At 29.9% G+C, this 13,435-nt stretch carries 8 protein-coding genes; 1 reads left to right on the forward strand and 7 read right to left on the reverse strand.

Translation table 11 applies throughout. The features are described 5' to 3' along the window. Nucleotides 1–133: 133 nt before the first annotated feature. Nucleotides 134–952: a dolichyl-phosphate beta-glucosyltransferase gene (locus CHB80_RS03905; RefSeq protein WP_089370110.1), complete on the forward strand. Its 819-nt coding sequence runs from the start codon at nucleotides 134–136 to the stop codon at nucleotides 950–952. A 162-nt stretch (nucleotides 953–1,114) separates the two neighbouring features. Here CHB80_RS03905 and CHB80_RS03910 read toward each other — a convergent pair whose 3' ends face one another. From CHB80_RS03910 to CHB80_RS03940, 7 genes are all read right to left on the reverse strand, one after another. After that, the gene (locus CHB80_RS03910; protein WP_143337043.1) at nucleotides 1,115–3,409 is read right to left on the reverse strand and encodes a TrkA-related ion transporter; all 2,295 of its coding nucleotides are present in this window, start codon (nucleotides 3,407–3,409) and stop codon (nucleotides 1,115–1,117) included. A 16-nt stretch (nucleotides 3,410–3,425) separates the two neighbouring features. After that, nucleotides 3,426–3,833, reverse strand: a complete 408-nt coding sequence (locus CHB80_RS03915) for a hypothetical protein (protein WP_089370112.1) — start codon at nucleotides 3,831–3,833, stop codon at nucleotides 3,426–3,428. A 4-nt stretch (nucleotides 3,834–3,837) separates the two neighbouring features. Continuing rightward, on the reverse strand, nucleotides 3,838–5,694 hold the full coding sequence (locus CHB80_RS03920; protein ID WP_089370113.1) for a hypothetical protein: 1,857 nt from the start codon (nucleotides 5,692–5,694) through the stop codon (nucleotides 3,838–3,840). 11 nt (nucleotides 5,695–5,705) lie between these two features. Next, complete coding sequence (locus CHB80_RS03925; protein WP_089370114.1) at nucleotides 5,706–6,551, reverse strand: hypothetical protein; 846 nt, start codon at nucleotides 6,549–6,551, stop codon at nucleotides 5,706–5,708. A 71-nt stretch (nucleotides 6,552–6,622) separates the two neighbouring features. Next, nucleotides 6,623–8,302, reverse strand: a complete 1,680-nt coding sequence (locus CHB80_RS03930) for a hypothetical protein (RefSeq protein ID WP_089370115.1) — start codon at nucleotides 8,300–8,302, stop codon at nucleotides 6,623–6,625. 2 nt (nucleotides 8,303–8,304) lie between these two features. Then, nucleotides 8,305–11,853: a cell division protein FtsA gene (locus tag CHB80_RS03935; protein WP_089370116.1), complete on the reverse strand. Its 3,549-nt coding sequence runs from the start codon at nucleotides 11,851–11,853 to the stop codon at nucleotides 8,305–8,307. A 44-nt stretch (nucleotides 11,854–11,897) separates the two neighbouring features. Next, entirely contained in the window at nucleotides 11,898–13,433 is a 1,536-nt protein-coding gene (locus CHB80_RS03940) for a hypothetical protein (RefSeq protein WP_089370117.1), read from the reverse strand. Nucleotides 13,434–13,435: the final 2 nt, after the last annotated feature.

Here is a 13,435-nt window from a genome sequence, read left to right on the forward strand (position 1 = left end):
TCCCGCTTAGAAAGAAAGTGTGGTCTATGCTTTTTTTTCATTCACCTATACAAAAGCGCCATCCATCGAATATCGCTCAAAAAGGCAGGGGTTCACACCTACTTTTGACCAAAGAAACCCAAACATATTGAACATGAAAACAGGAATTATCATACCATGCTACAACGAAGAAAAACGTTTAAATGTAGATGCGTTTATCAATTTTATTACAACAAACGAAAAGTATCATTTATGCTTTGTAAATGACGGAAGTAAAGACAACACACTAGAAGTTTTAGAATCTATTCAAAAAAATGCTCCTTCAAGCGTAAGTATTGTAGATATCAAGAAAAACTCAGGAAAAGCAGCTGCTGTACGATATGGATCAAGATATTTATTCAATAGAAAAGATATCGACTATATTGGTTTTATAGATGCCGATCTCTCCACAGATTTTGATGACTTCAAAAATCTTACAGAGACACTTCACAAAAACAAAGAACTTATGCTTGTGTATGGATCTAGAGGGAAAGGCGAAGGACAGATAGAAAGAAATTTTATGAGATGTGTATTCTCTAAAATTGTAAAATCCATTGTATTCTTCATTTTAGGTCTCCCAATAGAAGACACACAGTGTGGCGCAAAAGTTTTTAGAAGAAATGCAATCCCTGTTGCGTATAATAATACGTTCTTAACGAGATGGTTATTTGATGTCGAGATCTTTTTACGTTTAAAAAAGCACTTTGGTTCAAAAGAAATTATGAATAAAATGTATGAGCAACCTTTAAACCGTTGGGTACATGTAGACGATTCTAAATTAGGAATGAAAGACGCTATTCAAATTCCAGTTAAACTATTACAAATTTGGGTGTCTTATAATGTATATAGTACTTTTAATGTACAAGAAAACACTCCTGAAATAGCGCCACAAGTCATCGTATTACAACCAGAAAATCTTCCTATGGCAGCATAATTACACGAACTACATAATATAATAAGGTATTATGTTTTTAGGTGTACGCTTTAACGATTCGCTCTCCATATTGTCGTGAACCTGCCTACCGGCAGGTAGGTCTCATAAGTTCGCTTTCGCGAAAGCGTATACAACAAAATTAACTGTGTAAAATAACACTCCTTATATATCAACAAAAGCTTTTTCTAAAACACTAGCCCCTGTGCAGAATACAATAAGCTGGTCATCATCATCCGTTTTTCTTTCTTTTTCTATTTGATTTGTAGGGTTTACAATAATTTGACGCTTTAATCCTTCCTCATCTAATAACTGTTTTAAAGCTTCTTCGTCTATGATTTCTTGATCGTTAGTATTATGGTATACAACTCTTACCCCTATTAATAAAATACCTTGATTTCTTAATATAGGTATTAATTGATCATATGTTTTATGTACTAATGATTTAAACTTTTGAAGTTTTAAATCTATTGTATAAAACTCATTGAATTCATTGTAATTAAGCACTTCATCTAACACTTTTGAAACTCCATGATTTAAAAGGCTTTGTGTAATAATATTTTTACTATAAACGCTGCTATTTATTATCTCGTTTACATCAGATTTTTTCAGATCTTCTGTATACTTCTGATCATTTAGTTCTGCAATTATATAAATGGAGTCTATATATTTATCTACTTCATGTTTTTCGTATTGTGACGTTGCTTCTTTGAGGTGACTTGTTTTTTCTAACATTTTTTTTCTACAATATCGAGATATTGCTAAAGATCGTAGAAGTGTTTTTTGATCTGCTTCTTTCGTTGTATTCTCTGAGAGAATGACAACTGTATTGGCATTTTCAATGTTGGCTTTTTTAAGAACTATCTCGTCTGTTGCATCACCAGCAACAAACTCAACATATCGCTTTTCTTGAAGTTTTTTTATTTCAGGATAATCTTCTAGTATTTGCGAAGGGTTTTCTACAATGGCAATAATTTTACCAAGTTTCTTCTTATAAGAATTCTTAGCTCTAATAAGTTCCTCAAGGAATTTAGAAGTTGTACTTTTCCAACCTATAACTATAATATGATTTTTAGTATTGAATTGCATAAGTCCTTGTTTTCTTTTTTTATTGAATTTATAGATTATATACTCACAAAAACCGATGATAATAGATCCTACTATTAATATATAAGAGCTAAAAGACAACATAAGTTGTCCTATATAAGATAAAGGGAAAATATTATTATTATTTCCTGTTAGATTGGTAATAATAATCCAAAAGTGTAGATCTGTTTTTGTTAAGTTTAGCACTTTGCTCTTGATTCCTAGTTTCTTATAAAAAGAAGATTCTGCCATAAGAAGTCCTTCTACGCTTATATAGTAGAGAATACAAATAACAAATATCCCGAGAATGATATGTTTATATCTTATCCAGATGATAAGCATATCTATCTTAACTAGTTGTTTACGTAATATGTATAACACTATTCCTCCAATTAAAAAAATAGAAAAAAGGAGTGTTATTTTTGCAATATCCCATGTGGTATAATGCAGTAACTCTCCTGTAGTTGTACTCATAGGAATACCATATATAAAACCATGATTTTCTTTATTCTGGAAATAGATAACACTTCCTTTGATGCTCTCAGCAATTACAGATTTATCACTTTTTGTAGCTTCAAATAAAGACTGCGATATTGCTTTTTTAGAAGACTCATGAATATCTTCAATACTTTTATCCAATCCTACAAAAAATGTCCAACTACCTATGGTCTTTTTTTTATTGTCAGACTCAATTGTAATAGGAGATACATTATTAATTTTACTTATTATGAGTTGGATTTCTGAATTTGACAAATTCACCAATCCTATCTTTTTATTTGTCTCTAAGTTTTGTATTGGAAGTGAAAATGTAATAAGTGCATCTATACTACCATCGATCAATGATTGAGACAAAACAGGATACGTCCCTTCTACAATCTCTATATCATTAAGGTTAACATTTAATAACCTACAGATTTTTTCAAATATTTTAAATGAGTAACCTGTCTTACTTGTAAATCCTATTTTCTTAAACTTTTTACAGCCTTGAACTAAGGAACTATCGATTGCTAATGATTTTTGTGTGTAAACCAATAACTTTTCTTCAAATAGAGGAAGAATGATTTCTACATTTTTTATACCATTTACTTCATCATATATATTTTCTAAAAGTACATCACGTTGTACGATAGCAAAATCTGCAAATCTGTTATCTAGTTGTTGAATATTTTCTAAAGATCCAGAACTTTCAATATTTATAAACTGAAAATGAGGATAAATACTATCTAAAGCTTTCGTAATAAGAGCTCCTGTTTTATTATAGTTTCCACCCATACTTCCCGAAGAAAGAATGTATTGTTTTTTAGCAACTTGTGAGTTTACAAACTGAAAAAGACATAAGAAAAAAAGAAACGATATGTTTTTAAATCGACGCAATGGGTTTTAATTTAAATTATAGTAAACTTTTAAAGGATGTCTCTAAAATAAAATTAGCCACTATAGGCCCATATGTTTTAATCATATCATTACTTTTCTTATCTACTAACAACTCTACATTTTGCTGCCTATCACTATAAAGACGAACATATTTTACTTGTTCCCTAGTTATGCTTTGGGAATTATTATATGGTTTACTCGATATAAAAGGGATACTCCCTGTCTCATCTTCTATAATACTTATAGAATAATTCATAAATGATGCTGTCTCTACAATAGAAATATTGGATATTATGAAATAATCTTTAGCTGCATATTTAGCAGGGTTATCTTTGATCATTTGTATAGTGGTCACTTCAGATCCACATGAAGTTAGTATTAGTGTAAAAAACAATGCGATCTTTAGGTAGTTTGGCGTTTTCATAGTCTTAGCTTTTAATTTTTATAATTTCATTTTCTAATCTATCCCTATAATCTTTATAAGATATTATGTGTAAAAAAATAGAAAAGAGTATAACCGAGACTATTATTACAATTGAGAAAGTTTCTAATAATTCTTTGTTATATAATATTAGATCTGAAATAAGTATAGATAAATGACACCCGAGATATACTGTCATTAGCACATAAAACATCAAAGAAATCCAGAGAAAAGGTTTAGTTTTATTCTTTTTGATTTTAAGCCTTAACAAACAAATTAGATAATAAAAAAACAGATATAAAGAAGTAAAAGTAAATACAAGGTATAAGGCAAATAAGTATAAACATGCTGTTACTGGTAAAACTGGTTTAAATAGAATAGGATGTCTAACTGCATAACTTGTATTTGGATAGCTATATTCTAAAAAAAAGTTTTTACTTTCTATTTCATCTACTAAAAATGATATTTCATATATATCACTATTTGAGCCTTTTAACTTCCCTTTTTGATATTCATATAATTTTATTTCATCAGGAGAATTACTACTACTCTCTTTAGAAATAGTTATATAATCATAAGGTTTTATATAGTTTTTGGGTCTTATTCTGTTAGCAAATCCGACAACTAAATCCCTATCCCCATTTTGGCGTAGTATCTGTACTTCCCCTTTATAATCAAATTTATAATCTTGTTTATTCCAAGAGTGATAGGTTATCAATGGTTGCGCAACTTTCGCATCAATGACTGTAGAAAACATAGTATTTATCTCTTCATCTATAGCAAGTTGATTATCAAGATGTTCTTCATATTCAAAAAAATATAAATGATTAAAATTTCTTCTAAATGTTTCTTTAATAGCCTTAGATACATATTTAGATGAACTACTTGTATTAGAGTTATTGAATGAGATTAAATTTAATTGAGACACTCTATTTCTAATATTGTACCAAACATTTTCTACATCTTTTACATTTTTATCTAAAAACGCTTCTTCATGATAAAAATCACTTAAGAGTATTATACTTGTATGGTCATATTTTTTCCCATAACCATTATTCCTCGTAGTTCCATTACCAATAAATTTAGGTGCTTTAAGCTCTTTACCAAGCTCATAAAAATCTGTAAATCTATTATTTATAATTTTTTTATAATCATCCGTATTATAAACATTTATTTTTTTTAGGCAATCTATTATTGCTTTACTTCTAGTACTATCATCATATTCATCATAATCAATCTTAAGGGCTTTTTCAATATGATTTACCACCTTTACATTCTTTTCACTTCCTGTATAAATAAGTACTTCTATATGTGTTAGATTCCTTTTTTCATCACGTGTAAGCTGTTCTAATGCTGTAAGTAAAAATAAATCCTCAACTTTAATAGTACTAGTATCTATATGTTTCTCAAAATCATATATCTGATCATTTAATTTGTTAACTAGTCTCTGTTTTATTTTACTTTCTTTACTATCCTTAATAGATCCAGTTTTATCAAGAAGAATTGTAATTTTTCTAGTAGGATATTCTGTAATTATATTATCTTGAAAATCAATGATGTTACTTGGATAAAGGTCTTTAACATTTATTCCATATTGCTCTACAGGGAAACGAAGAATATCCTCTATAGAAAACCAATCATATTGACGATCCAGATTGGCTGTATACTTATCGTAACTAGAAAAAACATCCGCATGTATTCCAAAAATAAAGGTTATAAGAGCAAAGGAAACAAGCAATATTTTACTAAAAACTTTAGGTAAAATACTTTTTATAATTTGAAATGTAAATTTATTCTCAAAATAAAATAGTATTAAAACACTACTTATAAAAAATATCAATGTCCATAAAAAATAAGTTTCCATAAAAATTTATATTAACTATCCCACCATTTCTTTAAATCATTTAGGGGTGATTTATTTTTATTTTTTGTACTTGATTCTAAAAGGTTTTTAAATTTTATAATAAAGGCTTCATCAAGACCAGAAAGGTTTTCTTGTACTTTTTCAAGTCCTTCCTGTAATTCTTTTTCCATGGTCCCTACTTTATCTGTAAGCAATTGTATTTGATTTTCTTTAAGTACTTTTTTAAGTCCGCTATTAGTTTCCTGAGTTACTTTATCTATAGTGTCTTTACTATTTTCTAAGGAGCTTGCGATTGTCTTCTCTCCGCTTATAGCAATTTGTTTGATTTTGCTACTCATACTTTCTTCTATAATTTGGAGGGCATCTTCTATCTCTTCTTTGATATCTTTTAGGTTTTTTTCATAATTAGAGATTACCATTTTTATTTTTCCATATACCTTTTCAAGTTCATCATTACTATTAACCAGTAATGGTTTTAAGTCATTATTTTTTGTAATATTTTCTTCTGTCCTTTCAAGAAGATTCGTTAGTAAATCATTATTTGTTTTGAGCAACTCTGTTAGAGATGTATAATCTGCTTTAATAAAAGCTGTTACTTCCTTAAATTTTGATTTATGATCACTAATTAAATGTGTATGCTCTTTTTCTAATGAGTCTAGTGAAGCGGTAGATAATGCTGTAAATGCAGTTACATTTTTCTCTAAGACCAGAAGTCCTTGAGAGAAAAAACTTTTCAACGTCTTAAGCTCTTTATTTAGATAATTAAAATTATTCTCTTTATATGTTTTTATATATTTCCATAAAAGAAATAATACGATGATATGTGTTATAATTAGTAATACAACCAATATTTCCATAATATAATAGATTTACTATCGTGAGCATAAGCTATACGCTTTCGCGAAAGCATATATACCCACATCATTTTTTATACAATTTTAATAGGGAGTTTATCTTTCACTCTCCACTTACCATCTTCTAAGGTCATTGTGCCACCTTGTGTTCCTATTTCTTCTATCCTAGTACCTGATGAATTAAAGTTTTCTGGTTTTAATTCACAAATAGGGAGTAACAACGAGTCATAACTCATAATTCCAGCTTGCATCATCTGTTCCTGATCTAATAACAAATGGAAAGTAGCTTGTGTAACATTATCGGGAGAAAGCGATAGTTGCAAAGCACTATCACGAGCTTTTGTTTTCGATTTTTTTTCATCTGAGAGTGCTCCTCTCACGTCTGCAAATGGGAAATAAAAAACAAGATTTTCCTGTAACATCTTATGAAGATGCGTTTCTATACTTTGTTTAAAGTCGTTTATAATCCCAGAGAGCACTTCTTGTGTTGTTGTAAGCGGAAGTTCATTAATAAGGTTTTGTCTTAATAGCTGTACTTTTGCTCGCACCTCAGACTCAGGGATAATTGCCGTGTTTATTGTAGGGAGAAAATCTTCTGTTGTAATACGAGCATGTATTTGTTGTATTGCAACATCTTGAGACACGCATTCTTGTATATCACTTTCTAATAATGCACGATGCTTCTGAATTTGTTTAGAAATATAGGAGGTTAATTCTTGTTCTGAAGTAAACCTTTCTGATCGAGCTGATGCTATAGTATCAGAAAGAAGTGTGTTGTAGGTAACTTCTTGATCTTCTACACAATTTCGATGATAGTTATGTAATAATGTTTTATGCATCGTTTCATATGCATTTTCTATTTTATTCTTTACAATATGGTCACTTAACTTTGAGGGTTTGGGTTTAAAAACATCATCAGATTTGTTTTCTGGTTTCGTTTTAATTGAAGCTAATTTTTCTGTAGCTTTTGATAGTTTTGAATTTAACTGCCTTCTCTTTTTCTTATAGAATATATATTGTAGTATGTTAAGTATGATACTAACTAAAAGTAGTATCAAAAAAAGTAAGCCTTGTTTTTTTATGAATTCAATTAATTTCTTGAATTTGTTTTTACCCTCATCCGGGATAGTTATCCCATTTTCTTCTTTTACTAGATTTTCAAGAGGCTTTTGATTTCCTTTTAAATCTAATTCTTCAATATCATTTTTTAGAGTATCAATATTTGCTTTAATTTCATCATTTAGTTTTATATATAACTCATTAGAAATTCTCTCTTTTCCAACAATAGTATCAATATAAAAACGGCTTTTTAAGATATTATCTAATCCTTTATAAATAGAATCTTTTGCTAAGTCTAAAAATAGCATGTCCCTGTATTTAACTAGAGATTTTACATATAATTTTACGTTTTTCTCACTTTCAGTTCCATTCTTAAGTTTTGAATTAAATTCATTTAAAGAAATAGATTTTAAAACAATTTTATTTTCTGGACTACTTTTATAAACACGATCTGTCAATACACGATCTATCATTTTGTAGCCTATCTTATCATAAAACTTTATGATAAGTTCTTTTTTCCTTTCAACAACACTAATACTATCTCTTTCAAATATTTCTTCTCCTAACTGTTCTATTTCTTCTTTATTGCTATCAATAGTATTCTCTATAGAGCCTTCTGGTTCTAATCTGTCACTACACCCCAATAACATTAAAAAACTTATAAAAGCTATGTGTAAACTATATGTATATTTCATCACTATGCTCCTTTAAATTCATTAATAGCATCAGACACAATAATTTTGGAAAATGCATAGAGATATGCTTTTATCGCCTCAAAGAAAAAGGTATCATTAATGATAGATTCTTGTTCTACTTCAATCTTATGATTAATGACTTCTCGTATGGTATTTTTTATTTTTGATGCATTTGTAAAAAATACTTTGAGTTTATCTGTATTATAGGATTTATCTACTCCAAAATTCTTTACAAAATCTGCCTGATACCATAGTGAGTCAAAGAAATATTCAAAAAAGGAAACGATGTTTTCTGAAACCTCATCAATTTTTGTATTATCCTCTTTAATAAAATCTGCATATTTCAAATTTCGTTTACTTTCTGCATCTGTATCTTTAATAAGGTCTTCTTTCGTTCCTATAGAGATATAATAATTTTCAGTATCAAGCGTAGGGTCTAGTTTTATTTTTTCGATTCCTTGTATCCCTCCTATTGCTGTCGATTCTTTTGGATTGCTTAAGATCTGCAACTCTATTTTGTGGAGTTCTTCTAGGTCAAATACTTCTTTAGTAAGTAATTGTACAACTTTAGACATTCCTTGGGATCTATTCAAGTTTTTGTCTCCATTTGTGATTTCTAGGAGTTTAGCTCCGTTACCACTTACTCCTATATATGATGGAAGTTTATCTACCTCACTCATCTTTAAAATCTGCATAGAATGATAAAAAATAGCGCAGTTGTGAATCAAGAAAAGGAGTTTAAACTCACTATCTAATTTCAGGTTTTTAGTAAATGAACTATAATTAAAGAAATAGCTTACTAAGTCTGTAGACTGTAACCCTTTTGATTCTTTAATATATTTCATTGTTTCTATTTTTTTCACACTACTCCCAAAATGCTTAAGCATCTGGTCTTCATATTTTGATACAAATCCGTTATCAAAAGGATTATGACTACCATAGGATTCAAAAAGACTATTCCCAGCAAATCGATACGATGTTGTTAACGTAGGCTTATTGTTTCTAAAGACAATAAGGTCTGTTGTCCCGCCTCCAATGTCCAGATTCATATACACCTCTCCTGTTCCAAATGTTCTATCGTAGCTATAATAAGGTGCCCAAGATTCAGTCACAGATACTAGTTTTGAAAGATTATCTGATTTACTGTAATAATTCATATATAATTCGTTCCAAATTGTATTAAATACTGTCATTTGCTTATTCCCCATACTTAAAGGTTTAAACCAAATTACATTTGCTGCTTTAGGCTTATATCCTTCACTAAGCAACTTATTCCTTCCCATCCAAGCAAGTTGCTCTATAAAACCTCTTAGTTTATTATAAGCACCTTGATTTTTACTGTCTGTAACTCCCCATTTAATATTAGAATGTGAAAAATCATACTCTCTTCTTAGTACATTATGACCAAAAGCAAAAGGAATATTTGCATTTGAAAGTATATTAATACTATTTACCTCTTCTGCATTAGTATCATTATCTACATTAATTACAGAGCGTATAGGAAACTTAAACAGAGAGTTATCACCTACCATACTTGGTAAGAACTCCGCATCTTGTACTACTCCATAAATAGGGTTCACTTCATTAAGGTCATTCTTTTTATAATCTTCTCCTTCAGATGACCGTTCATTAAGTAATACGAAGTGTGGTTGCATAGAACTTCCTTTCCCTTCATAATTTGATAAATTTTCTACCTGATTAGCTGTTTTTAAAGCCACAAAACTATTACTTGTTCCTATATCAAATGCAATCGATGTATCTCCGTCTATAAGCTGCCTAGGTTCTCCCATTAAAGGAAGTAGGCAACCATCTAATGTTGTATTTTCATCTAGATTTTTTACGGTTACTGTTATTCCATCAAACGTGATATCACGATTACTATTAAATGTTAACTCTCCTTGTTCGTTGTAAGTAATATTTGTGATATCTAAATATGTAGAAATGGAAGGGTACCCTTCATCCTTTCGAGTTCTAGAATGTGAATGGGCTTCTACTTTTGCTATCGTAGGTATTGTATTTTCTTCTCTAAAAAACTGATAGTCTATTTCTTCTCCTTTCAAATGAAAAGAAAGTGCTTTGTATCTGTCATTAAATACAGGGTCTGAAACTTTAAAAAATGGATAGATTCCAAAGGCAAGAGAAGATTTAACTACCGCTCCATAATCTGGGTTATCTATCGTTTCTGGAGCGACAAAATCATAGGTTCGTTCAAACTTTATAGTACCTCTACCATTATCTCCCTGCACAGGAATATCTAATGTTATTAATATGGCTCCTAGGTTCAATTTTTCAACAGTGATCTGTTTTTTGAGGTCTTCTATAGTAAAATAATTAAAATAGGTTGGAGTCACTGGTAATATGATATTTTTTACAGGCCCTTGAGGTAACCAGTACTTATCTATATTTACATTATACTCTAACTGGATAAGGTGTTTGGAAAGAACATCATCACGAGTAATCCAAGGATACTCTATAACAGATTCTGGCAATTTCCGATCTTCTATGGAAGCTGTAGATCTAACGATACAATTTTCTGGAAATGTATTATCCAGATATGTCCATCTTTTCTTAGTAACTCCTTCTAATAAAGCAAGTGGAGGACGTTCTAATCGTTTAGATGTTTTAATAACAAAGTCACTATTTTTAGCTATTTGTTGTTCATTTATACTATTAAATTTTTCACATAAAAAAGGTACTCTTCCACTTAAAAAGCTAATTTCTTCATTATTAATCTCAAGGATTCTATAATCTCTTACTAACTCTGTAGCATTACCTCTTTCTAATTCCCCTACTAGTTTTCTTACGTCATCACTAGCTGTTATTGTGTTGTTATTTTTTATATACGTTTGTAATTCCTTAAATGATTGCGCCACTTCTGGCTCTGTAGCAAAAAGCACATTCATATACTTTTGAAAATCCTCTTCTCTTTCATACAATGCCTTATTAGTAGAAAAGAATTTTCTATTCTGCTTATCGGATATAGTAACTAATACTGAATCTCCCGTTGTAAAAAACCCTGTATACGGAGAAGTGCCTGCGACTATTGTATTATCAATGTAAATCAAAATACACTCATCAAAAGCATTTGAAATTCCCTGATTTACAAAACGCCTATCATTGTTATAATTTGTGATAAAAATTTTCAATGTTTCAGCAAAAGTCTTCAATCCTACATTTTTATCTTTTATTAATGCTGTAAGTTCTTCCTTTTTCCATAGCTGGATCTCTATTCTATCTTGAAGTTTTAACGTCTCATAGCTAAATAAAATCTCAAATACATCTAAACACTGTGAAATGTATTTATGATAACTTGTTTTACCTCTAAGTACTGAAGAATCATCAACAAAAGCTTTATTGATAAATGTAAAAGAAGTTTCAAAAAGATGCATTTGTGCAAATGGAGATGGGATAGAGGTAACAGGAACTTCTATCTTACTTATATTATCCTTTATCTCTTGTATCTTATTTTCATCATAAGGATTATTAGGATAGGCATTCCAACCATTATTTGCAATATTTTGTTCAGGTATAAGGCTTAATTTATGTGACATGTCTGGTTGTGTTAAAGTCTTTACATTAAATATTCATAAAACAATTAAAGAACAAAGCGTTTTGCTATAATTTCAGCTATACCTTTATTCAAGAGTATATGTACATCTCTATCCATATTTCCATGTTGGAGATCTATGATATCACTAGCTAATTTTGAAAACTCTTCATCATAGTTGATGCTATCTTTACTGAAAAATGATTGCTTTTTGTTTGCAGGCATTCCAGTAATAAGTGTAAAAAGTTTTTCATTAGTGATATGTGTCTTAACAGGTAGTAAACCATCTACGTCTTTTCCTAACTCGTCTCTATTATTTATAATAGATAGATCAAATGGTAAAAACTTACGATCATGTCTTTCCTGAGATGTCTCATATAACCATCTGTAGTAATAAAGCTTAGTAAATTTTTCTAAATGCTTAAAGAAATTTTGAGAATCATAATTACTAGGAAGTTTAAGTTCGTTACGCCATGCTAATTTTTCATCTCGCAACGCTACTTTCATAAAATTAGATACATATACATTAAAGTAATGAAAGTGAAGAAGGCTATGTTTTAGCCCATCATTTTTAAGATGTTTAAGATCTATGCTACCTACATCGGTATCAAGACCATATTCAAAGAACTTAGAGGGGCTTCCTAAATCTTCTTTTGTATTTGCTGTTGCATCATAATCCATAAAATCGATGATGGAAGATGCCGCTGTAAGCTCTATAAAATTAGATGGATTTTTTTGCTCAATACCTCCATCAAAATTTTCATAATTACTTTGTCTTGTATCCCCTACATAGTACATCGCATTTATAAGCGGACTTAGATTTCTATTGTAATAAGAAAGTGCGGCTTTTGTTTTGGTAATAAACGTACTTGAATTAATCGCGCTTTCTCCTGTATTAAATTTTTCTACATCTACTTGAAAATAGGGTAATACAGAAACCCCACCTATAATAGCGCTATTAATAAAAGCGCCATTATTTAATGGTGTATTTGGATCTCTAAATACATTCATTAATAATGGAAAACCAGCGGCTCCTGTACCCCCAAAAATGGAGCTAATCACAAAAATCCGATCATTCTGACTAAAGTCTTGCGTAAACTCTTTAAATTCTGGAGATTCTACTACGTTTTTTAAAACAACACTTCCCACATTAGGGTTTCCTAAAAATCCTTTTTCTAATGGCATATCTTTGTTCTCTGTACTATATAGTAAATCAAAAAGTCCTTTTGTATTTTTAAAGCCTTTTGCATTAAGGGTATTATAACTCACCATATCTCTAAGCGTCCCGTAGTCTGTGCCGCTAATATTAAGCTCTTTAGGAGGCATAATTTTAGTCCTAAAAAAACACCCTTGATCTTGATCATCAGAAATTCCTTTATACACCGTATCATGAATATTATTATACCCTTTTATAATATTTCGACACTTTTCTACATCTCCATTATTGATATCTGTATCAATGATCATTGGAATGATCTTTTCTGTATTCGTCTTAATACCTGAGGCTAATAACATTGCTAAGGAGCTTAATACTCTCGAACCTGTTCCGCCAATGGCAAACAGATATAATTTTGGTTTTGACATCG

This window comes from Dokdonia pacifica, from assembly GCF_900188275.1.
GTDB classification, from domain to species: Bacteria; Bacteroidota; Bacteroidia; order Flavobacteriales; family Flavobacteriaceae; genus Dokdonia; species Dokdonia pacifica.